Source organism: Pseudoxanthomonas sp. CF125 (assembly GCF_900104085.1).
In the GTDB taxonomy this organism is placed as follows: Bacteria; Pseudomonadota; Gammaproteobacteria; order Xanthomonadales; family Xanthomonadaceae; genus Pseudoxanthomonas_A.
The window spans coordinates 818,111-840,577 of the sequence record NZ_FNLD01000001.1 but is presented as its reverse complement, the minus strand read 5'-3'; the positions used below and the strand labels follow the sequence as shown (position 1 = coordinate 840,577).

The 22,467-nt window shown below is 64.2% G+C and carries 20 protein-coding genes and 1 tRNA gene; 13 read left to right on the top strand and 8 right to left on the bottom strand.

Features of this window, described 5'->3' with window-relative positions; all coding sequences use genetic code 11:
* Positions 1-69: 69 nt before the first annotated feature.
* The gene (locus BLR66_RS03630; protein ID WP_093284290.1) at positions 70-870 is read left to right on the top strand and encodes an FHA domain-containing protein; all 801 of its coding nucleotides are present in this window, start codon (positions 70-72) and stop codon (positions 868-870) included.
* Here the strand turns inward: BLR66_RS03630 and msrQ are convergent.
* Positions 839-1,468 carry a protein-methionine-sulfoxide reductase heme-binding subunit MsrQ gene (gene msrQ, locus BLR66_RS03625; RefSeq protein WP_093280251.1) on the bottom strand — a complete coding sequence of 210 codons (630 nt, stop codon included), beginning with the start codon at positions 1,466-1,468 and terminating at the stop codon, positions 839-841. The genes BLR66_RS03630 and msrQ overlap by 32 nt on opposite strands.
* 162 nt (positions 1,469-1,630) lie before the next feature.
* A complete protein-coding gene (gene msrP / locus BLR66_RS03620; protein ID WP_093280250.1) occupies positions 1,631-2,599 on the bottom strand; it encodes a protein-methionine-sulfoxide reductase catalytic subunit MsrP in 969 nt (322 codons plus the stop codon).
* 154 nt (positions 2,600-2,753) lie between these two features.
* On the opposite strand from msrP, the gene serC reads away from it, so the two are divergent.
* The 3 genes from serC (at position 2,754) to aroA (ending at position 6,880) form a co-directional block, all read left to right on the top strand.
* Positions 2,754-3,839 carry a phosphoserine transaminase gene (gene serC / locus BLR66_RS03615; RefSeq protein ID WP_093280249.1) on the top strand — a complete coding sequence of 362 codons (1,086 nt, stop codon included), beginning with the start codon at positions 2,754-2,756 and terminating at the stop codon, positions 3,837-3,839.
* A 122-nt stretch (positions 3,840-3,961) separates the two neighbouring features.
* Positions 3,962-5,122, top strand: a complete 1,161-nt coding sequence (gene pheA / locus BLR66_RS03610; protein WP_093280248.1) for a prephenate dehydratase — start codon at positions 3,962-3,964, stop codon at positions 5,120-5,122.
* Positions 5,123-5,566: 444 nt separating this feature from the next.
* Positions 5,567-6,880: a 3-phosphoshikimate 1-carboxyvinyltransferase gene (gene aroA, locus BLR66_RS03605; RefSeq protein ID WP_093280247.1), complete on the top strand. Its 1,314-nt coding sequence runs from the start codon at positions 5,567-5,569 to the stop codon at positions 6,878-6,880.
* Here the strand turns inward: aroA and BLR66_RS03600 are convergent.
* Entirely contained in the window at positions 6,867-7,439 is a 573-nt protein-coding gene (locus tag BLR66_RS03600; protein ID WP_093280246.1) for an energy transducer TonB, read from the bottom strand. The genes aroA and BLR66_RS03600 overlap by 14 nt on opposite strands.
* Before the next feature lie 119 nt (positions 7,440-7,558).
* Positions 7,559-8,221, bottom strand: coding sequence for an energy transducer TonB (locus BLR66_RS03595; RefSeq protein ID WP_093280245.1), 663 nt, complete (start codon positions 8,219-8,221; stop codon positions 7,559-7,561).
* A 248-nt stretch (positions 8,222-8,469) separates the two neighbouring features.
* Here BLR66_RS03595 and serS point away from each other — a divergent pair, with 248 nt between their 5' ends.
* Positions 8,470-9,750 (top strand): serine--tRNA ligase, encoded by a 1,281-nt coding sequence (serS, locus tag BLR66_RS03590; protein WP_093280244.1) that lies wholly within the window; start codon positions 8,470-8,472, stop codon positions 9,748-9,750.
* A 255-nt stretch (positions 9,751-10,005) separates the two neighbouring features.
* Here serS and BLR66_RS03585 read toward each other — a convergent pair whose 3' ends face one another.
* A complete protein-coding gene (locus tag BLR66_RS03585) occupies positions 10,006-10,584 on the bottom strand; it encodes an FMN-dependent NADH-azoreductase (RefSeq protein ID WP_093280243.1) in 579 nt (192 codons plus the stop codon).
* A 116-nt stretch (positions 10,585-10,700) separates the two neighbouring features.
* Here BLR66_RS03585 and BLR66_RS03580 point away from each other — a divergent pair, with 116 nt between their 5' ends.
* The 5 genes from BLR66_RS03580 (at position 10,701) to BLR66_RS03560 (ending at position 14,686) form a co-directional block, all read left to right on the top strand.
* Positions 10,701-11,687 (top strand): LysR family transcriptional regulator, encoded by a 987-nt coding sequence (locus BLR66_RS03580; protein ID WP_093280242.1) that lies wholly within the window; start codon positions 10,701-10,703, stop codon positions 11,685-11,687.
* A gap of 67 nt (positions 11,688-11,754) precedes the next feature.
* Positions 11,755-11,844: transfer RNA gene (locus tag BLR66_RS03575), tRNA-Ser, on the top strand.
* 74 nt (positions 11,845-11,918) lie between these two features.
* Positions 11,919-12,497 carry an HD domain-containing protein gene (locus tag BLR66_RS03570; protein WP_093280241.1) on the top strand — a complete coding sequence of 193 codons (579 nt, stop codon included), beginning with the start codon at positions 11,919-11,921 and terminating at the stop codon, positions 12,495-12,497.
* Positions 12,498-12,537: 40 nt separating this feature from the next.
* A complete protein-coding gene (locus BLR66_RS03565; RefSeq protein WP_093280240.1) occupies positions 12,538-13,758 on the top strand; it encodes a DUF418 domain-containing protein in 1,221 nt (406 codons plus the stop codon).
* A 280-nt stretch (positions 13,759-14,038) separates the two neighbouring features.
* Positions 14,039-14,686, top strand: coding sequence for a response regulator (locus tag BLR66_RS03560; RefSeq protein ID WP_093280239.1), 648 nt, complete (start codon positions 14,039-14,041; stop codon positions 14,684-14,686).
* A gap of 29 nt (positions 14,687-14,715) precedes the next feature.
* Here BLR66_RS03560 and rne read toward each other — a convergent pair whose 3' ends face one another.
* A complete protein-coding gene (gene rne, locus BLR66_RS03555; RefSeq protein ID WP_093284287.1) occupies positions 14,716-17,910 on the bottom strand; it encodes a ribonuclease E in 3,195 nt (1,064 codons plus the stop codon).
* 421 nt (positions 17,911-18,331) lie between these two features.
* On the opposite strand from rne, the gene BLR66_RS03550 reads away from it, so the two are divergent.
* Positions 18,332-19,312, top strand: a complete 981-nt coding sequence (locus tag BLR66_RS03550; RefSeq protein ID WP_093280238.1) for an RluA family pseudouridine synthase — start codon at positions 18,332-18,334, stop codon at positions 19,310-19,312.
* 42 nt (positions 19,313-19,354) lie between these two features.
* Here the strand turns inward: BLR66_RS03550 and BLR66_RS03545 are convergent, their stop codons facing one another.
* Entirely contained in the window at positions 19,355-19,783 is a 429-nt protein-coding gene (locus tag BLR66_RS03545; protein ID WP_093280237.1) for an energy transducer TonB, read from the bottom strand.
* Between the two features lie 47 nt (positions 19,784-19,830).
* Positions 19,831-20,172, bottom strand: coding sequence for a 4a-hydroxytetrahydrobiopterin dehydratase (locus BLR66_RS03540; protein ID WP_093280236.1), 342 nt, complete (start codon positions 20,170-20,172; stop codon positions 19,831-19,833).
* Between the two features lie 93 nt (positions 20,173-20,265).
* Here BLR66_RS03540 and BLR66_RS03535 point away from each other — a divergent pair, with 93 nt between their 5' ends.
* Both BLR66_RS03535 and BLR66_RS03530 read left to right on the top strand, forming a co-directional pair.
* A complete protein-coding gene (locus BLR66_RS03535) occupies positions 20,266-20,862 on the top strand; it encodes an NfuA family Fe-S biogenesis protein (protein ID WP_093280235.1) in 597 nt (198 codons plus the stop codon).
* Between the two features lie 13 nt (positions 20,863-20,875).
* Positions 20,876-22,453 carry a hypothetical protein gene (locus BLR66_RS03530; RefSeq protein ID WP_093280234.1) on the top strand — a complete coding sequence of 526 codons (1,578 nt, stop codon included), beginning with the start codon at positions 20,876-20,878 and terminating at the stop codon, positions 22,451-22,453.
* Positions 22,454-22,467 lie beyond the last annotated feature (14 nt).

Genomic DNA, 22,467 nt, shown 5'->3' with positions numbered 1-22,467 from the left:
TCGTTGTCTATTGTGCGCAAGCGCGTCGCCGAGTCCAAGCCGCAACGCGGCATGTTAGTCTCCTGCGGCGTGGAAAACCTCAGACTTCATTTCGGCAACCGCCAACAACCTGATCGCGCGCTGGTCACCGGCGTGCATCGTATCGTGCGCGAAGCCAGCGGCCTGCTGGGCGTAGGCGACAACGCCCAAGGCGCCTTGCTGGCCCAGTTCTGCATGGACCGTCGCGGCCTGTGGCTGCAGGTGGCCGCGGGCATCCGGGGCGTCCACGTCAACGGCAGGCCGGTGCAGCGCATGGCGCTGGTGCGCGCCGGCGACTCGATCTATCTCGACGGCGCCGAGATCCTGGTGCAGGCCTCGCACCAGGGCCTGGACGCGGTGCCGCCGGCCGATCCAGCCGACAGCGATCCGCGCATCGTTCTTCGCGGTGTGGGCGGCAAGCACCATGGCCGCGCTTTCACCTTGTCGCAACCCTGCCTGGTCGGCCGTGCGGCCGACGCGGCGATCCGTATCGACGATACGGATTTCGCGGAGCGCCACGCCCAGTTGGAACGCCGCGGCGACCGCGTGCTGTTGCGCGGCTTGAGTTCGACTGCGGGAAGCATGGTCAACGGCGTCATGGTGCGCGATGCGCTGCTGGCGGCCGGCGATCAGGTGGCTTTCGGCAGCCAGCACCGGTTCCTGGTGGAGGTGCCCTGGCAGGAAGCCTCCGGGGAGGCTGCGGGCTTGGCCGACGACGGTGGCGAGGAGGGAGCCGGGTCGGACGCAGTTCCCGTCAACAAGCCTTCCATGCGGCGTTGGCCATGGCTGTTGCTGGCGGCTCTTTTCCTGGCCGCGATGCTCAGTGCGCTGTTGCTGTTCGGCGCCGGCTGAAGGCTTTCCACGCGCGCCAGCCCAGCAGTACCGTCAGGATCGAGGCGTACAGCAAAGGTTCGCGTATGTCGGATTTCACCAGCCACCAGAAATGCAGCACCGCCAGCACGCCGGCAGCGTAGACCAGTTTGTGCAGGCGTCCCCAGTTGCGCCCCAGACGCCTGATCCAACCCTTGGTGGAAGTGACGGCCAAGGGCAACAACAGCAGCCAGGCGCTGAAACCCACGGTGATGTACGGGCGCTTCACGATCTCGGCGAATATCTGCGTCCAATAACCGCGCAAGTCCAGTCCCAGGTAGGCGGCGAAGTGCAGGCAGGCGTAGAAGAACGCATACAGGCCGATCATGCGGCGAAAGCGGATCAATACCGCCTGTCCGGTCAACTGCCGTAGCGGCGTAATGGCCAGGGCGACCATCAGCAGACGCAATGCCCACAGGCCGAGGCGGTGCTCGATCTCGGCCACCGGGTCGGCGCCCAGAGCGTCGCTGTTGTTCTGCCAGACGTCGTAAAACTGCCAGGCCAGGATCGCCACCGGCGTCAGCGCGGCAAGGTGTACGAGGGTCTTGGCGGCGATGATGCCGATGGAGGTCTTGGCCATTCATTACCAGGTGTGTGGGGTTCAAAGAAGAGAAAGAACGCCGTTCGTGGTGAGCCTGTCGAACCACGCTTTTCGAAGGGAAATAAAACGGCCGTATATTTAAACAAATCGCAAAGAGCGTGGTTCGACAGGCTCACCACGAACGGGTTATCGGAATCTCGGTCAATACCATTTTTTCAGGTCGAGCCCGGCATACATCGAACCCACCTGCGCGGCATAGCCGTTGAATAGCCGGGTGGGGATGCGTTCGGCAAAAAGCTTGCTGGCGTTGCCGGCGATGCGGCGCTCGGTCTTCTGGCTCCAGCGCGGGTGGTCGACGGCCGGATTGACGTTGGAAAAGAAACCGTACTCGGAAGGCTGCAGGTCGTGCCAGGCCGTTTCCGGCATTTTTTCCACGAACTTGATCTCCACGATCGACTTGATGCTCTTGAACCCGTATTTCCACGGCACCACCAGCCGCAGCGGCGCGCCGTTCTGCTGCGGCAGCGGCTTGCCGTACAGGCCAGTGGCCAGCAGGGTCAACGGATGCATGGCCTCATCGATACGCAGGCCTTCACGGTATGGCCAGTTGATCGAGTTGTAGCGTACGCCCGGCATCTGCTTGGGGTCGGCCAAGGTAGTGAAGGCCACGTACTTGGCCTTGGAAGTGGGCGCGAACTTTTTCAGCACCTCGCCCAGCGGTACCCCCAGCCATGGGATCACCATAGACCAGCCTTCCACGCAGCGCAGCCGGTAAATGCGCTCTTGCGGCGTCAGTCCCTTGATCAGATCCTCCATGGAGATGCGGCCGGGCTTGGCGCATTCGCCGCTTACCGCGACCGACCACGGCCTGGTCTTCAGGGTCTTAGCGGCGTTGGACGGGTCGGTCTTGCCGGTGCCGAATTCGTAGAAATTGTTGTAGCTGGTGATATCGGCGAACTTGGTCAATTCCTCGGTGGTGCTGAAACCGGAGCGCGCCTGTGCAGGGGTGACCACGGTCTTTGGCGGGGCAGGCGGTTCGGCCTCGGCGCAACCGGCCAGAGTCAGCGCCGGGGCCATGGTGAAGGCCTGCAGGAAGGTGCGGCGCTGGCGGTAGACCGACTCGTCGGTGATCTGGCTGGCGGGGATTTTCAGTGCATCGCGGAGTGACATGGCGGTGTTCCTTGGGATAGCCCAACTATAGAGGCGGGCAGGCGGCAAAAGGTTTCGCGGCCGCACGGTCCAGACAGCACAAGTTACGTTTGAAACCAGGACTGCTCTGGCTGCTGCGCTGCGGCATACTATGGATCCACTTTGCAGGCCCCTCATGACCCGCGTCTTCAATTTCAGTGCCGGCCCCGCCACCTTGCCGGAATCAGTACTGCTGCAGGCCCAGGCGGAAATGCTCGACTGGAATGGCGTAGGCGCCTCGATCGTGGAGATCAGCCACCGCAGCGCCGATTTCATCGCGGTGGCCGCCGAGGCCGAAGCCGACCTGCGGACCCTGGTGGGAATTCCGGATGATTACGCGGTGCTGTTCCTGTCCGGAGGCGCCACCACCCAGCAGGCTTTGCTGGCCCTCAACTTTACCGCGCCCGGCCAGACCGTCGATTACGTGGTGACCGGCCACTGGGGCAAGACGGCGATCAAGCAGGTCGCACCGTACGCCAAGGTGAACATAGCCGCCGATGGCGAACCGGGGGGCTTCCGCGACATTCCCGCACGCGACAGCTGGAAGCTCACCCCCGATGCAGCCTACGTGCACATCACCGCCAACGAAACCATCCATGGCGTCGAATTCCGCAATACGCCCGAAGTCGGCGCCGCGCCGTTGTTCGCCGACTTCAGCTCCAGCATCGCCTCCGAACCCATCGACGTCACCAGGTACGGCGTGATCTACGCCGGCGCGCAGAAGAACCTGGGGCCGGTGGGCGTGGCGGTGGTGATCATCCGCCGCGACCTGCTGGAACGCAGCGGCCAGCCGCGCGCCGACATCTTCGACTATCGCTCGCACGCCGCGCGCGATTCCATGCTCAACACGCCGCCCACCTGGAACTGGTATCTGGCCGGACTGGTGTTCAAGTGGATGCTGGCGCAGGGCGGGGTGGCGGAATTCGCCCGCCGCAGCGCAGTGAAGTCGAAGCTGGTCTACGACGCCATCGACGCTTCGGGCGGTTTCTACCGCAACGAAGTGGTGCCGTCGGTGCGTTCGCGCATGAACGTTCCGTACTTCCTTCCCGACGAGACGCTGACGGCGCGCTTCGTGGCCGAATCGAAGGCCGCGGGCCTGCTGGCGCTGAAAGGCCACAAGGCGGTCGGCGGCCTGCGCGCCTCGTTGTATAACGCATTGCCGGTGGAAGCCGCACAGGCGCTGGTCGACTTCATGCGCGATTTCCAGCAACGCAATGGATAAAGCCCAATTCCGCGTAGGAGCGACGTAAGTCGCGATGGTGTCTTCGACCAGTAATCGATTCGCGACTTACGTCGCTCCTACGTCCAGATCAAGTCCAGATTGATGAAAGCACCGGATTAGCCATGACCCCCAAACCCAAGAAGAAAGCGGCGAAAGCCGCCAAGCCCGTCGCGAAGAAAGCCGCCAAGCCCGACACGGCAGCAGCGCCGGTTCTGGCTGACGTGCGTGCCCATATCGACGGCATCGACCGCCAGATACAAGGTCTGATCGCCGACCGGGCCGCGTATGCGCTGCAGGTCGGAAAAGCCAAGGGCAAGCTCGCCGCCGCCGTGGACTATTACCGCCCCGAACGCGAGGCCCAGGTGCTGCGCATGGTGGTGGACCGCAACCAGGGCCCGCTCAGCGATGAAGTGCTGGTGCACGTATTCCGCGAAATCATGTCCGCCTGCCTGGCCCAGCAGGAGCCCTTGAAAGTCGGCTTCCTGGGCCCGGAAGGCACCTTCAGCCAGCAGGCGGTGATGAAGCACTTCGGCCGCTCCGCACACGGCCTGCCGCTGGCCAGCATCGAGGAAGTGTTCCAGGAAGTGGAGAACGGCAACGCCGATTTCGGTGTGGTGCCAGTGGAGAATTCGGGGCAGGGCACCATCCAGGTCACCCTGGACATGTTCCTCACCTCCAACCTCAAGATCTGCGGCGAAGTCGAACTGCGCGTACACCAGTACCTGCTGTCGCGCACCGGCCGCATCGAGGACATCGAGCGCATCTACTCGCATCCGCAGTCGTTCGCACAGACTTCTTCCTGGCTGCGTTCCAATCTGCCCAAGGTCGAGAAGATCCCGGTTTCCAGCAACGCCGAAGGCGCGCGCCGCGCCCGCAATTCGGACGACGCGGCGGCCATCGCCGGCGAAAGCGCCGGCCATGTGTACGGGCTGAAGAAAGTCATCATGGCTTCGATCGAAGACGACGCCGACAACACCACCCGCTTCCTGGTGATCGGCCGGCAGATATTCCCTTCCTCGGGCCACGATCGCACCTCGGTGCTGGTGTTCATCCGCGACCAGCCCGGCGCGCTGTTCAATGTGCTGAGCCCGTTCGCGCGCCACGGCATCAGCATGAACCGCATCGAATCGCGGCCTTCGCACCACGCCAAATGGGAATACGGATTCTTCATCGACCTGGCCGGCCATGTCGAGGACGAGTCGATGAAGAAAGCGCTGGCCGAACTGGAAGCGCATTCGGCACAGATCAAGGTGCTGGGTTCGTATCCGGTGGCGGTGCCCTAAGTGCTCTAGGCTTCGGCTTTGCTCCAATAGCCCCGTGAGACGCGGCAAGCGGGCCGGGTAAACCCCGCAGGGGCGGCGCACAAGGATGTGCGCCGTTTCCGGAGGCGCAGGATGCGCCTTACGGAAATTCCCGGCCCGCTTGCGGACCCGGTGGCTTCATCGCCGGGCGCGACGTTAGGGCGGCTTTCTTTTGGTTACTTTTCTTTGCCGTTCAAAGAAAAGTGACTCGCGCAAAGCGCGAAACGCTCTTGATCTGCTTCTGAGACGCTAAAGCAAAAAGCAAAATCAAGAGCACCCCTCCTCAATCCTCCCCTGCGCTGCGCGCAAGGGAGGAGGCAGAAGCGGAGCAAGTGCAAGATCAAGATGGATGACCAGCCATTCGGCTGTTGAAAAACGCTTCCAGCGTTCGCTGGGATGACGGTACGAGCTAGCAGGATTCATAGAATGACTGAAAGGCAAAACTGGACCGTTTCTCCCGGGCAAGCGCTGCGCGGCGAAATCGAGATCCCGGGAGACAAGTCGGTCTCCCACCGCGCGGTGATGTTCGCCGCCCTGGCCGACGGCATCTCCCACATCGACGGCTTCCTGGAAGGAGAAGACACCCGCGCCACCGCCGCGATCTTCTCGCAGCTGGGCGTACGCATCGAAACGCCTTCGCCCTCGCAACGCATCGTGCACGGCGTAGGCGTAGACGGCTTGCGCGCGCCCGCAGCGCCCCTGGACTGCGGCAATGCCGGTACCGGCATGCGCTTGCTGGCGGGCCTGCTGGCCGCGCAGGACTTCGACAGCGTGCTGGTGGGCGACGAATCGCTTTCCAAGCGCCCCATGCGCCGGGTCATCGATCCGCTGGCGAAGATGAGCGCGCGCATCGACTCCGAGCCGGGCGGCGTGCCGCCCTTGCGCATCCATGGCGGGCAGCCCATGCGCGGTATGGACTACACCTTGGAAGTGGCCAGCGCGCAGGTCAAGTCCGCAGTGCTGCTGGCCGGGCTGTATGCGGAAGGCGAAACCGTGGTGCGCGAACCGCACCCGACCCGCGACTACACCGAACGCATGCTCTCGGCGTTCGGCGTGGACATCGAATTCTCACCGGGCCATGCGCGCCTGCGCGGCGGACAGCGCCTGCGCGCCACGGATATTTCGGTGCCGGCCGATTTTTCCTCGGCCGCCTTCTTCATCGTCGCGGCCAGCATCGTTCCCGGTTCGGAACTGCGCCTGCGTGCTGTCGGACTGAACCCGCGTCGCACCGGCCTGCTGATCGCATTGCGGGCGATGGGTGCGGACATCGCAGAAGAAAACCGCAACGAGCACGGCGGCGAACCCGTAGCCGACTTGGTCGTGCGCCACGCGCCGTTGCGCGGCATCGAAGTGCCGGTGGAAATCGTGCCGGACATGATCGACGAATTCCCCGCGCTGTTCGTCGCCGCGGCCTGCGCCGCCGGCAACACGGTAGTGCGCGGCGCCGCCGAACTGCGGGTCAAGGAATCCGACCGCCTGGCTTCCATGTCGGTGGGGTTGCGCGCGCTGGGTATCCGGGTGGACGAAACTGCCGATGGCGCCACCATTTTTGGCGGCCGGATCGGAGGCGGCGCGGTCGACAGCCATGGCGACCATCGCATCGCCATGGCTTTCAGCGTGGCCGCCCAAGTGGCGTCGGGCGAAGTCGCAATCGACGACGTGGCCAATGTGGCCACGTCGTTCCCGAACTACGATGCGTTGGCGCGAAGCGTCGGTTTCGGAACCTTTACTGGTTCTTGAACTCCACCGGCACCACCACCGCGCCCGGTACCGCCTTGCCGTCCTTCATCGCCGGCTCGAAGCGCCATTTGCGCACGGCATCGGTCACCGCCCGGTCCAGGTCGCGGCTGCGTTCGCCGCTGCGTTCCACCACTTGTACATCGGTGGGATTGCCGTTGGCGTCTACTTCCACGCGCACGCTCACGCTGCCTTCCACGCCGGAGCGCAGCGCTTGCGGCGGGTATTTCGGGGTCTGATTGCCGGCCAGGGGAGAAGGATCGCGGTTGATTTTGGCCACCGGCTTGGGCTTGGCCACCGGCTTTTTCTCTACCGGTTTCTTGTCCGCCACTACGGCCGAAGGCGCCGCTGTTTCATCTACCACCGCCGGCTGCTGGGTGGCGGCAGGCAGGTCGCGGGCTTCGGTGGCCTCGCGTTTTCCGTACCACCACAGGCCCAGCGCAACCAGCGCCACCAGCAGGAGTAGCCAGAGCAGCGCGCTGCTGGTGCGCGGTGGTGCGACTACGGGCGCATCGGGATCGACGCTGTTGTAACCGGGATCGTTCGGATTAGGTGTAGACATGCTTGACCTCCCTGAACATGTGGATGAACAGGTGCGAGTCTTGCATGCGGGTTTGTTGCGAAAGCGTCACGGCACCGTGAAAGCGGCCGCCGGGAGCCGTAGCCGTTCAGGTTCCGAATTTACTCGTCGGCCTTGAAATCTATGGGAATCACCAGGCTCGATGCTATAGCTTGCCCATCGCGCTGCGCGGGCATGAAGCGCCACTTGCGCACCGCTTCCATGGCGGCGCGATCCAGGTCGCGCGAACCGCTGCGCTGCACCAGCGCCACGCCCGCCGGTGCGCCGTTGACGTCCACTTCCACCCGCACCAGCACCGTGCCACTTTCGCCCCTGCGCAATGCGTCACTGGGATAACGCGGCGGCGGCGTCTGCCCGCTGAGCGGGACCGGCTGGTCGCCCGGCGCGAGCACTATCCCGGCGGCAGCCGGAACGCCGGCTTCGGGGGCTGTGGGCTGGGCCGTTTCGTCGATGGGCGTTGGCAAAGGCGGTGGAGGTGCGGTTTCCACCAGTTGCGGGCGCTCGGTCGGTCCGGCACCGGTGCCGGCTGAGGGCATGTCGCTGGCGCCGTCGCCGCCGGCCAGGGGTTCCGGCAAGGCTTCCAGTTCGCTCAACGGCTTGCCGGGTGCGGTGGGTTCCACTTTGTAGAACGCCTGGTCGCGCCCCATCCACCACACGATCAGGAACAGCACCAGGCCGATGCCGAAGGCGATACCGGCGATACGCAGGGCGCTGCGCGGTAGGCGGAAAACGTAATCGTGTTCGGGCGGGTTCGAAGCGGGCATGGCGGGTTCCGGTGGGCTGCCCGCGATTCTGGCATAGCCCAGGCTAGCCGGGCGAGGCAGGGCATCGCATAAAAAGCGATAATTAAGGCGAATCGCAAGACACCGTTTCGATCGTCATTCCCGCGAAGGCGGGAATCCAGCGACTTTGCTTGAAAGCTTGAAGTCGCTGGATCCCCGCTTTCGCGGGGACGACGCCTAGCTTCTTTTGTTTTCAGATATTCACGAATCCACTTCAGCGAATCCATTTCATGCTCGATCCGACCCTGCTTCGCACCCAGCCCGCCGAACTGGCCCAACGCCTCAAAACCACCCGCGGCTTCGACCTGGAAGTGGATCGTCTGCAATCGCTGGAGTCCTCGCGCAAGCAATTGCAGACCCGCACCCAGGAACTGCAGAACCTGCGCAACACCCGCTCCAAGGCCATCGGCCAGGCCAAGGCCAAAGGCGAGGACACGGCGGCGTTGATGGCCGAAGTGGCCGGCTTCGGCGAAGAGCTGAAGGCTTCGGAAGTCGAGTTGGAGCGCATCCGCGGCGAGATCGAGGCCATCGCGCTGGGCATTCCCAACTTGCCGCACGACAGCGTGCCGCCGGGCAGCGACGAGAGCGGCAATCTGGAAGTGAGCCGCTGGGGCACGCCGCGCACCTTCGATTTCGCGGTCAAGGACCATGTGGAACTGGGCGCGCGCCACGGCTGGCTGGATGGCGACGCGGGCGCGAAACTGTCGGGTGCGCGCTTCACCGTGCTGCGCGGCCAGCTCGCTCGCCTGCACCGCGCCTTGGCGCAGTTCATGCTCGATCTGCACAGCAACGAGCACGGCTACGAAGAAACCAACGTGCCGTTGATAGTCAACGAAGACTCGATGCGCGGCACCGGCCAGTTGCCGAAATTCGAAGAGGATCTGTTTTCCACCGTCGTCGGCGAATCCAAGCGCTATCTGATTCCCACCTCGGAGGTCCCGCTGAGCAATATCGTCCGCGACGAGATCCTGGAAGACGTCGCATTGCCGTTGCGCATGACCTCGCACTCGATGTGCTTCCGCGCCGAAGCCGGCAGCCATGGCCGCGATACCCGCGGCATGATCCGCCAGCACCAGTTCGAAAAGGTGGAGATGGTCTCCATCGCGCGGCCGGCCGAAAGCTACGACGAGCACGAGCGCATGACCCGCTGCGCCGAAGTGGTGCTGGAGAAACTGGGCCTGCCGTACAAGCGCATGCTGCTGTGCACGGGAGACATGGGCTTCTCGGCCACCAAGACCTTTGATCTGGAAGTCTGGTTGCCGTCGCAGGACACCTACCGCGAGATTTCCTCGTGCTCCAACTGCGAGGACTTCCAGGCCCGCCGCATGCAGGCACGCTGGCGCAACCCCGCCACCGGCAAGCCGGAACCGGTGCATACGCTCAACGGCTCGGGCGTGGCCGTGGGCCGGGCGATGATCGCGGTGATGGAGAACTATCAGAACGCGGATGGGTCGATCACTGTGCCGGAAGTGCTGCGGTCTTATATGGGTGGCGTGGAAACCATCGCTTAATCTTCCAGCCGACACAAGAGAAGAGCGGCGTCATCCCAGCGAAAGCTGGGATCCATTTTGACTTTGTTTTTGTTTGTGCTTTTAGGCTTTTGTGGTCCGGCTCCTCGCAGCTTCGCACCAAGCCAGATCAAGATCAAAATGGATCCCAGCTTTCGCTGGGATGACGATCGGAAGTCGACACGCTCACCCACGTATCCATAAAAAAGCGGGTCTGCACAGGCAGACCCGCTTCGATCGGCACGAACATCGTGTTCGTTACGCAGCCAGCCGCACCGGCTCCGGAACGGAAGCCAGCGCCCCGGCGATCGCATCGCTGCGGTGCTGCGGCGAATACGCTACGCCTTCGGCGCGTACGAATTCGATATCGGTCACGCCCAGGAAACCGAACACCTGGCGCAGGTAGGCTTCCTGGAAATCCGTCGGCGAGCCGGTATGGATGCCACCGCGGCCGCTGGCGATGATGATCTTCTTGCCGCCCGCCAGACCTTCCGGCCCTTTCTCGGTGTATTGGAAAGTCTTGCCCGCCACCGCTACGCGGTCGATCCAGGCCTTCAAGGTCGAAGGAATGGAGAAGTTGTACATCGGCGCGCCGATCACCAGCACGTCGGCGGCCAGGAACTGTTCCATGGTGCGTGCCGCGTCGGCCGCTTCTTCCGGATTGGCCTGGGCCAGCGACTGGCCGGTCAGATGGGGCAGGGGATCGCTATCCAGGTCGCGGTATTCGACCTGCAACTGCGGGAGTTTGTCCTGCCAACGGGCTACGATGGCGGCGGTGAGTTCACGGGTGACCGAGCCGGTGCCCAGTGCACTGGAGTCGAGGTGCAGGAGTTTCATGTTGGCTATCCACTTAGGAAGCGGCGGCGCCGCGTTGGATACCAAGGTAGATTGTTGTATAAATAGAATAAAGATGGTTTAATGTCACTAATTGTTCTGAATATGGAATTACCGCCATGCAGGATCTGAATGACCTTTATTACTTCGCCATGGTCGTGGACCACGGCGGTTTCGCTGCCGCCGAGCGCGCGCTGGGTATTCCCAAGTCGCGCCTGAGCCGGCGCATCAGTCAGTTGGAAACCGACATGGGCGTACGCTTGCTGCAGCGCTCCACTCGCCGATTCGCGGTCACCGACGTGGGCATGAGCGTGCATCGCCATGCGCAGACCATGCTGGCCGAGGCCCAGGCCGCCCGCGAAGTAGTGGACCGCCTCAGCGCCGAGCCGCGCGGGGTAGTGCGCGTCAGCGTGCCGGTGGAAGTGGCGCAGACGCAATTGCCGAAGATCCTGCCGGCCTTCCTGGACAAGTACCCCAAGGTCCGCCTGCAGCTGCACGTCAGCAACCGCCGCGTAGACTTGATCAACGAAGGCTACGACGTGGCGCTGCGCGTGCGCGCCAAGCTGGACGACGATGGCAGCCTGGTCATGCGCAGTTTCGGCCAGATCCGGCAGTTGATGGTCGCCAGCCCCAAATACCTGGCCCGTGCGGGCCGGCCCAAGAATCCGGACGAGCTCACCGATCACGTGACCCTCAGCACCAGCGAGGACGAAGCCCGTCAGCGTTGGGAGCTGCATGGTCCGGACGGCGATATCGTCCGGGTGGATATCCAGCCGCGGCTTTCGGGTTTCGATTTTCCGCTGCTGCAGTCGATGGCCAAGGATGGTTTCGGCATCACTCTGTTGCCGGAAACGGTCTGCGCCGAAGCGGTGCGCAAGGGCGAGCTGGAAGTGGTGTTGCGCGACTGGACCTTGCCGCAAGGCATCTGCCACGCCGTGTTCGCCTCGCGCCGCGGCATGCTTCCTGCCGTGCGCGTGTTCATCGATTTCCTGGCCGAGCACCTGCCCAAGGAAATCGAGTCCTCGCGGCTGGATTGCGGCGGCAAGTGCGATGAGACGAAGCAGGGCGAGGAACTGCCCGAGATAAAGGTCAAGAAGGCCTCGTAGGCAAGCACGCGCGCTTCATGGGAAAATGCCGCGCGACCCGCAATGGGCCGCCTGCAGCAACAGCTTCGGAGAGATGGCCGAGCGGTTTAAGGCACCGGTCTTGAAAACCGGCGTGGTAGCGATACCACCGTGGGTTCGAATCCCACTCTCTCCGCCAATGCATGGATCGCCACACTACCAGTCGAGCGTCGTGCGCTGACAGGATCGGATTCCCTTCAGACGAGCCACGGCATGCAACAGATCATCGATTTCATTCTTGAGCTGGACAAGCTGAAGGCCGTGACGCGCAAGATCCGTCTCCGCGACGCGGACCGCTACGAGAATTCCGCCGAACACAGCTGGCAGATCGCGCTGCTGGCATCGTCGCTGGCGGCTTACGCGGAAGCTTCCGTCGATATCGACCGGGTGATCCGCATGCTGCTGGTGCACGATATCGGCGAGATCGATACCGGCGACACCATGGTGTTCGTCGAAGGCAACTGGGAAGAACGCAAGACCGCGGAACTGGCTGCGGTGACGCGGATATTCGGTTTGCTGCCGGAGGCGCAGGGCGCGGAGTTCATGGTGTTGTGGAAGGAGTTCGAACGCGGCGAAACCGCAGACGCCCGTTTCGCCAATGCCGCCGACCGCGCCATGCCCGTATTGCTCAACTTGGCCAACGCAGGGCAGAGCTGGCGCGAGAACGGGATAAGTTACGAGCGAGTAGTGGCCCGGGTGGGGCTGCCGATCGAGGTGGGCTGTCCCGCATTGTGGGATTACTTGCAAAGCCGGCTCGAAGAAGCCCGCGGCAAGGGATGGTTCGGGGCCTGAGGCCGGCCTGTTTCCGTTGCGAAAGACGTTTGCAACAGCAATGCAGCAGCTTTCCCCAACGCAGTACGGCAGTCCCAGCGCGGAAGGCGAGCGTCTCGAACTGATCGACGCATTGCGCGGTTTCGCACTGGCCGGCGTGTTGCTGGTTAACCTAAGTTCTTTCACCCTCTACGCCTTCCTGGACGATGCCGCGCGGGCGGCGCTGCCGACCGCCGGTTTCGACCGCGTGGCCGATGCGATCGAATCGCTGCTGGTCGAGGAAAAAGCGATCACGCTGTTCTCGATGCTGTTCGGGCTGGGCTTCGCCCTGCAGCTGGAGCGGGCGCAAACACGGGGTTCGGCCGGGTCGCGGCTGTATCTGCGCAGGATCGGCGTGCTGCTGCTGTTCGGCGTTATCCATTCCTACCTGTTCTGGTGGGGCGACATCCTGCTGATCTATGCGCTGATGGGTCTGCTGCTGGTTCTCTGCCGCAAGCTTTCGTCGCGTGCATTGCTGTTGCTGGGCTTGTCGGTGGCGCTGGTGCTTCCGGCGTTGATCGAACCATGGATGGAGGCGCTGCTGGAAGGCATGCCCGCGCAGGACACGGTGGAGAGGGCCAACCTAGCGGCGTTTTCATCTCCGCACTGGACGACGGCGCTGGCGCAGAACATGGTTTTTTCCAATTGGGCCTACGTTGTCTGGTGGGATGTGTGGCCCTTCGTCTTCGGGCGTTTTCTGCTGGGCTACTGGGCTGGCCGTGCAGGCTTGCTGCAACGGCCGGAAGTCCATCGGGAGACGCTGAATCGCCTTTTCATCGCCACAACGATCGTCGGCGCGGCCGCGACGGGGTTCGGGTATTTCGAGGAGTCGCTGGAAACTAATATTTCGGCCTTCGCGGGGCAACCGGGATTAGCGCTGCTGCGCATCATCCTGCGCGCCGGCCCCTTGGCTCTGGGCGTCGCTTACGCCGCCGGCTTCGCATTGCTGTTCCTGCATGCTTCATGCCGGCGCTATCTGCGTGCGCTGGCTCCGGTGGGGCGCATGGCGCTGACCAATTACCTGTTGCAGACGGCGGTGTGCCTGTCGGTGTTCTATGGCGCAGGGCTGGGTGTCGGGCCCAGGTATGGTCTTGTCGGCATATTGTCGGCGTGGATCGTATTGTTCGGAGCGCAGATCTTCTTCAGTCGCTGGTGGTTATCGCGCTATCGTTTCGGTCCGATGGAATGGTTGTGGCGCAGTCTGACTTATGCGCGTCGGCAACCGCTGAAACTCATTGCGTAGGTCGGGGCTACGTCCCCGACTTGCGGAGTAGGTGGGTTTCCCATGCGTCGGGGACATAGCCCCGATCTACGGGGATGCGGGTCGTTTGAAGGAAGCGTGACCGCTGGAGGATGCGCAACCGGAGCGAATAAGTAGAATGCCCGCAACCAGCCGCTTCTGAGAAATGTTGGTTACGTTGTCTGGCCTTGTTTTTCACCGCTTCCAAAGGAAAGTGTGAGTTGCTTCGTATCGATTGCCGAAGCTACTCTCGCGATGGGAGTGTCACTGAGGGGAAACAAGGATGACGATACGCGTATACCTGATCGACGATCATGCGCTGGTGCGGACCGGCATGAAGATGATATTGGCCGGCGAAGTGGACATCGAGGTCGTGGGCGACGCCGACAATGGCGAAGACGCGTTGCGCCAGATACGCAGCCTGAAACCCGATGTGGTGTTGTGCGATCTGCATCTTCCCGGAATGAGCGGGCTCGAAATCACCGAGCGCATCGCCCGCGGCGACCTAGACACCAAGGTGATCATCGTATCGGTGCTGGAAGACGGTCCGCTGCCCAAACGTCTGTTGGAAGCCGGCGCTTGCGGATACATCGGCAAAGCCGGCGATGCGGGCGAACTGCTGCGCGCGGTGCGCGAAGTGGCGCGCGGCAAGCGCTACCTGGGTACGAATGTCGCGCAGAACATGGCGCTTTCCAATGTGAGCGGAAGCGCCTCGCCCTTCGATGGATTGTCGCCGCGGGAGCTGGAGGTGGCGATGCTGCTCATCCAGGGACTGCGCCAGGAAGACATCGCCAAGCGCCTCAGCCTGAGCGCCAAGACGGTGAACACGCACAAGACGCGCTTGTTCCAGAAGGTCGGCATCCAGGACAACATCGCACTGGCGCGGCTGGCCGCGCAGTACGGATTGCTGGATCCCGCGCATTCGCTGTAGCGAACACGCGGGATGCCCGACCGCTTAAATCAGGCGCTACGTTCGCTGCCCTGGTCTTTTTCTTCTTCGCTGGCCGCTTCGTCGTTTTCGGCAAGCAGGGGAAGATCGTGCTCTTCGTGCTTTTCCACGACCGCCGCCGGCTGCGGGGCGGGCATGGGCTCGAACAAGTGCCGCGTGACCGAAGACGGCGTGTCGGCATCGGCGGTGAAGAACAGCGAACCGGTATTGCCGACCGCCGGCCGCACCGGCGCGGGCTTGGGCGGCTCGACGGCGGCCACGGGCGCTGGAGTCGGTACGACGACTTCGTGCACGGCTTCAGGCGTGGTTTCAGGCTCGGCGGCTTGCGCGACAATCGAGGCCGCTTCCGCGGGGGCCGGATTCTCGACTAGGGTGAAGCTCTCGACGGTATCGTTGTTCAGGATTTCCTGAGCCGTCGCATTGGCTTCGGCCGGCGTGGCGATCGCCAAGGACTCGGTCTGTGCGGCGACCGATTCGGTCCTCCATTCGACGGAAGGTGCCGTCGCTGCTGGCTCTGGCGTTTCGACTACGGCCGCTGGTTTCGTTTCGACCGCCGCCGGAGCGACAGCAACGGACTCGGGCGTGGCCGCTTCCGGAGCGGGGCGGACCTGCTCGGCAACAGGTGCGGCAACGGCGAGCGTCGCCACCACCGGTGCGGCGGGCGCCTGAGCAGCAGGACGTGCGGCGGGGCTGGCGGCAGGGGTTTCGTCATCGAAATCGAACTCGGGTTGCGAGCCGTTGGCGATGATGACCTGAGGTTGTTCGTCGTCGCCGAAATCCTCCGAGCCGCTGCTTTCATTGCTGGTGCCGGTTTCGCCCGCGCCACGGCGCCTGCGGCGTCCACCGCGACGACCACGGCGGCGGCGGCCGGTGCCGTCTCCGGTATCCGCGGTTTCGCCTTCGCTGGAATCGTTGGCGGCTGCTGCGACCTGCATGGAAGAAGCTTCTTTTTCTTCCGTGGCGGAGGCGGCGGGCGCGGCGCTGACGGCAGCGGCGGGGGCTGTTGCAGGCAACGATGCAGCCGATGTCGCCGCAACCGCTGCTGTCGCTGCGATAGCCGGCGCCACGGTCAGATCGGCTGTTTCCGCCGCATTTTCCTGCTGGGGCTGCCTGGGCGCATCGTTGTTGCGCGGCTGACGCGGCGGACGGCCGCTGTTCTGGCCTGCCTCGTTCTGCGGCTTCTGCTGCTTGGGCTGGTTTTGCTGTTGCTTGGGTTGCTGCTGCTGTTTCGGCTGTTCGTTGCGCTGCTTCTGCTGTTGGCCGCCCTGAGCAGCGGGCTGGGCGTTCTGCGGCTTGGGACCGCGCTGCTCATCGCGGCGCTGGCCGCCCGCGTTGCCGCGACCCTGGTTCTGCTGGTTTCCGCGGCCGTCGCGGCGCTGGCCGTTGTTGCGGTCGTTGCCACGGTCATTCCGCTGGCGGTTTTCGTGCTGGCGGGTTTGCTCGGCCAAAGTGGCGTTGGAGGTTTCGCTGGAGCCGCCGCCGAACACGCGCTTCAACCATCCCACTACGCCGCCGGAGGCGGCGGCTGCGGGTGCGGACGCAGCGGGCGCCTTGACGAATGCAGGAGCGGGCGCTGCCGCTTCCTCGCGCTCTTCGCGGATCGGCGCGGGCTGGCTGTGCTTGACGTGGGTGACCGCGGGCGCGGGAATGTTCAACTGCGCCTTGGTCAATGCGTGCACGGGCAGCTTGCGTGGGGTATTGCGCTGGTAGCTGGGCTTGGAGGTTTCCTCGCCGAGCTCGTTCTCGCGGATGCGGGTGACTTCGTAGTGCGGCGTATGCAGCGCTTCGTCGGCGACGATGACGATGGGCGCGTCGTGGCGCTTTTCGATTTCACGCAACGCGTTGCGCTTTTCGTTGAGAAGGAAGTTGGCAATCTCCACCGGGGCCTGCACCAGCACCTGTCCGGTGTTCTCCTTCATCGCATGCTCTTCGGCCACGCGGATGATGGACAGCGACAGCGATTCGATGCTGCGCATGCGGCCGTGGCCTTCGCACTGCGGGCACACGATCTGGCTGGATTCGCCCAGCGAGGGGCGCAGGCGCTGGCGGCTCATTTCCATCAGGCCGAAACGCGAGATGCGGCCGATCTGCACGCGCGCGCGGTCGTACTTGAGTGCGTTCTGCAGGCGGTTTTCGACGTCGCGCTGGTGCTTGCTGCTGGACATGTCGATGAAGTCGATGACCACCAGGCCGCCCAGGTCGCGCAGGCGCAACTGGCGGGCCACTTCGTCGGCCGCTTCCATGTTGGTCTGGAAGGCGGTGTCTTCGATGTCGCTGCCCTTGGTGGAGCGCGAGGAGTTGACGTCGATCGCGGTCAGGGCTTCGGTCTGATCGACCACGATGGAGCCGCCCGAGGGCAGGCGCACGTTGCGCTCGTAGGCGCCTTCGATCTGCGACTCGATCTGGAAGCGGTTGAACAGCGGAATGTCGTCGGTGTAGTGCTTGAGCTTGCGCAGGTTGTGCGGCATCACCTGTTCTATGAACTCCTTCGCCGTGGCGTAGAGCTCAGGGGTGTCGACCAGGATCTCGCCGACGTCCGCACGCAGGTAGTCGCGCAGGGCGCGCACGATCAGGCGCGACTCCTGGTAGATCAGGAACGGGGCCGGCTTGCTGAGCGCGGCTTCGGCGACCGAGCGCCAGACCTGCAGCAGGTAGTCCAGGTCCCATTGCAGTTCCTCGGCGTCGCGGCCGACGCCGGCGGTGCGGATGATCACGCCCATGTCTTCGGGGATGACCAGCGCGTCCATCGCTTTCTTCAGCTCGGCGCGGTCGTCGCCCTCGATCCGGCGCGAGACGCCGCCGGCGGTGGGCGAGTTGGGCATCAGCACCATGTAGCGGCCGGCCAGCGAGATGAACGTGGTCAGGGCGGCGCCCTTGTTGCCGCGCTCGTCCTTGTCGACCTGCACTACGACTTCCTGGCCTTCGCGCAGGAGTTCCTTCAGGCCGGCCTTGTTGTGGTCGACGCCTGCCTGGAAATAGTCGCGGGAGATTTCCTTCAGCGGCAGGAAGCCATGGCGTTCGCCGCCGTATTCGACGAAGGCCGCTTCCAGGGAAGGCTCGAGCCGGGTGATCCGGCCTTTATAGATGTTGGACTTCTTCTGTTCTTTGGACGGTTGTTCGATATCGATGTCGTACAGGGTCTGTCCGTCAACGATGGCGACGCGCAGTTCTTCTTCCTGCGTCGCATTGATCAGCATACGTTTCATTGTGCGTTCCTCGCGCGCTGCTACCGCGCGGAACACCGTGGGTTTCGCATTCTGGATACTGCTCGCCACCCCTCGCGCAGGCGCGAACGGGGCAGGGTTGGTTTCCAGCGCTGCAACACCACGGCAGGCCGCGGGAGCGCTTTGGTTCATTTAACAAATATGTTTCGGACCGGAGGCTGCCCGGGAATAACCCTTGCGCCTCACGGGGCATGTTCAGCTACCGACGTCTGACGCATCGGGCGATATCCGGATTCGCCGACCAGCCGCGGTAACATTCACAGCCCCGAGGGCGGTGGCTACGCACTTTGCCGGAATCGCGGGAAGCTGGGCTTCTGGCCCGCAGCATCGTGAAGATGCTGGTTAACTTCCAGCGAAATCAAACCCTTATCTCGCCCCCCGAGTGTATCAGAATAAAAGACGGATGACCGATCAGCCCCCCGCAAGCAAGCCCGAAGGGGCCACCAAGACCGCCGTTCGCACCATCAAGGTGCCTGAAGACCGCGACGGGCAGCGCCTGGACAACTTCCTGCTGGGCCAGCTGAAGGGCGCCCCGCGCAGCCTGGTCTACAAGCTGGTGCGCAGCGGGCAGGTCCGGATCAACGGCGGGCGGGCCAAGGCGGACCGCAAGCTGCTGTCCGGCGACGAGGTTCGTATTCCACCCGTCAGTCTCAGCGATCCGGAAGACAAAGCCCCGCCGCCGAGCGGGTTCCTGCAACGGCTGGAAGCGGCGATCGTGTTCGAGGACGCGCGTCTGCTGGTGCTGAACAAGCCCACTGGCGTGGCCAGCCATGGCGGCAGCGGCATCAGTCATGGCGCCATCGAAACCTTGCGGGCGCTGCGGCCCAACATGAATCTGGAACTGGTGCACCGGCTGGACCGGGATACCTCCGGCCTGCTGATCGTGGCCAAGAAGCGTTCCGCCTTGACCGAGTTGCAGGCGCTCATGCGCGAGGAGGGCGGCACCGGCATCAACAAGCGCTATCTGACCCTGCTGATCGGGCGCATGCCCGATGGAACCATGAGCGTGGATGCGCCGTTGCATGTCGGCCTGCGCCAGGGCGGAGAGCGCCATGTGCAAGTTAATGCGATCGGCAAGGAGTCGGTAAGTCACTTCAAGGTGCTGGAGCGGCGCAGCGGACACTCGTACTGCGAAGTCAGGATCGAAACCGGACGCACCCACCAGATCCGCGTGCATGCCCAGCACATCGGCCACCCGGTGGCAGGCGACGACAAGTACGGCGATGAGGCGGTCAACAAGCGGTTGCGCGAACAGGTGGGGCTGAAGCGTCTGTTCCTGCATGCGGCGTCGTTGGAGTTCGCGCTCGATGGCGGGAGGGCGCCTTATGTGCTGAATGCGCCGCTTGCGGACGATCTGGCCGCGGCGCTGGATCGTCTTGCCTGATCTGTAGGTTCCTGTGCGTCGGGGACGTGGCCCCGACCTACGTCAGGATTTCGCGTCGAGCGCGAAGCACTGGCTCGGCCGTTCGGCCGGAGGCGTGAACCGCACTGGCACCTGCAGGCCCTGCACGACCGGTTTGCCGTTGCGGGTGGCCGCTTCGAAGATCCAGGTGTGCACGGCTGACTTGGCCGAGGCGTCCAGTTTGGGCTGGCCGCTGCTGGCGAGCAGTTTCACTTCCACCGGCTTGCCTTCGACGCCGACCACCACATTGAACACCGCGGTGCCGCCGATGTTGGCGCAGGCCAGTTCGATGGGGTAGTCGGGCTTGGGTGTCTGCACCGCGGTCAGCGGGGTGGAGGGAATCGCCGCCACGACCGGAGCGTCATCGCCGCAGCCGGCAATCAGGGAAAAGGAAAGCGCCAGGAAGGTGCAGGCCGCGCGTGGAAAAACGCGGTGAATCGGGTTGGTGTCCATATCGGCAGTTTCCGGAGTGGGAGTGGAGTCGGCGCGCTGGCCCGGATTCAATTGGCAAGCAGGTCGGCCTTGGCCGCGCAGATAAAATCGTTCTCGCTGAGACCGCCCACGTCGTGCGTGGAGTAGCGCACGACGGCGCGGTTGTAGTGAACCCCAAGATCGGGGTGGTGGTCCTCGGTATGGGCGACATAGGCCAGCGCGTTCACGAAGGCCATGGTCTGGTAGTAGTTGTCGAAATGGAAAATCCTGCACAACGCGCGGCCTTCCTCGACCAGATCCCAACCCGGGACCTCAAGGATCAGTTCAGCCACGCGGGCCTGGGTGAGTTTGTGTTCGCTGCCCTTGAGCGGCAGGCAATGCGCTTGGGCCAGGGGGATCAGGTCGGACATGGGGGCTTCCTCGGCGTGGACTGGCTGAACGTAACATCCATGCCGTTATGTGCTCGAATGAGCGTCTAACAATAGGGTGGCTAGAATAGCCGCATGATCCATATCTCCGACACCGCCCAGACCCATTTCCGCAAACTGATCGAACGCGAAGCGCTGCCCGGCCTGGGCGTACGGCTGAGCGCGGTCGATCCGGGCACCGCGCGCGCCGACGCGCGCCTGGAGTTCGCCGAACCGCGCGATCTGGTGGGCGACGAATGGGCGGTCGATTGCGAAGGCTTCACCGTCTATATCGATGCGCAAAGCGTCGCCTGGCTGGATGGCGCCGAGATCGACTACGTGACCCAAGGCGCCGGCAGCCAGCTCACCATCAAGGCGCCGAAGATCAAGGGACAGGCGCCAGCCGAATCCGCCTCGCTGGTGGAACGCGTGCGGTGGGTGGTGGAGAACGAAATCAACCCGCAACTGGCCCAGCACAAGGGCAGGGTGGCGGTGGAGCAGGTAAGCGCGGACGGCGTGGTGCTGCTACGTTTCGGCGGCGGCTGCAACGGCTGCGGCATGGCGGACGTGACCCTGAAGCAGGGTATCGAGAAGACCCTGATGGCGCGCGTTCCCGGCATCACCGCGGTGCGCGACGTCACCGATCACGATACCGGCGACGCACCGTACATCCCGCGCGACAACGCGGCCTGATTCCCGCTTTCCGGTGACGAGAGCCGCCGAAATCATCGCAGCGCTGCAGGCGGGCAAGCCAGCGCCCATCCTGGAACGCCACACCGGCATGCCCTACGGCTGGGGCCTGTGGCTGCGCGCGTTGAGGGAAAAGCTGGGCGTGATCCGTCACGACAGCGCCGAGGCCATCGTCCGGCTATTCGCCGAACGGCCCGTGCCCGAAACTCCGCGCCGTCCGTTGGCGTTGAACCGCTGGCAGGCTTTCCGCTCGATGTTCTACCAGGACTGGGGCCCGCCGCTGCGCGAGGACCGCAGACTGCGCTGGTTCGCCGGCGGCATCAGTTTCTTCATGCATCTGCTGTTCGTGCTGTTGCTGATGCTGCTGGCGATGATCAAATTGCCGCCTCCACCGGCGGCCGAAGATGAGAGCCGCGTGCAGGTCGAGTTCATGGGCCAGGGAACTCCCGAAGAAGAAGGCGGTGGACCGCCTGCAGCGCAATCAGAATCCGCCGCCGCTGCCGCCGCGCAGTCGGCGGCGGCTCCGTCTTCGAGCGCGCCTGCAGAAACCGCGCAGGCTTCGGCGGTGCCGCAACAGGAAGTTCCCGCGCCCGCTCCGCCGGTGGCGCAGCAGAACGTGCAGGTTACCGAAACGCCTGCGCCCACCACGACGTTCGTGTTGCCGCCCGCTACTCCGCGTTCTGTGGAAATCGCGCCGCCGCAGCTCAAGCCGCGCGAACTGGGCGTGCCGACCCGTGAGGTCACGGTAGTGGAAACGCCCCCAGCGCAGCGCGAACTGCCGCAACGGGAGATCGCGACCCCGCAGATCGCCCAGCCCACCCAGGAAGTCCGGCAGCGTGAGATCGCGGCGCCGTTGCCGCAGATTCGCAGCGCACAGGTTCCTTCGCGTGCAATCGCTGCGCCCGAGTTGCGCGCGCCAGCGCAGAGTGTGCGTCAGGTCGAGATAGCGGCACCCAATCGCGGTACGGCCTCTTCCAGCAGTACGGCCAATACGACCAGCCCTTCCACCACCGGCGATTCCGCGCGCGCCCCCAGCGCACAGCAGGGCACGCAACCGAACTCGACCGCCGCCGGTTCTTCCGCCGCCGCCAACCGTCCCGGCGGTCTCGCCACGCCCACCCGCGGGGACGACTGGGGCGACTCCACCCGCAATACGCCCGGCTCGACGACCGGCGGCCGTGCAGGCGATGGTCCTGGTCTGTTCAATGCCGATGGCAGCGTGCGCGTGCCTTCCAACGCCACCGGCGACACGGCGCGTCCCGGTGCGCCCGGTTCCAAACAGCAGCAGCGCGCCGACGCCGATCGCGCCAACAAATGGCTAGAGCGCCCCGAGTTCCCTTACGAGCCCGGCATGTTCGACAAGTACTGGCGTCCGACCAACGAATCGCTGCTGGGCGAATGGGTGCGCCGCAATATCCGCGAAGTGGAAATGAAGATCCCGGGCACCAACAAACGGGTGAGATGCGTGGTGTCGATCCTGCAGGCCGGTGGAGCCTGCGGTTTGTTCGATCCCAATCTCAACGAGCAGCCGGCCGTGGCACGGCCGCCGCCGGATATTCCGGTCAAGCGCAATCCGATCCCTACCGATAGTTGATCGGCCCACTGCGG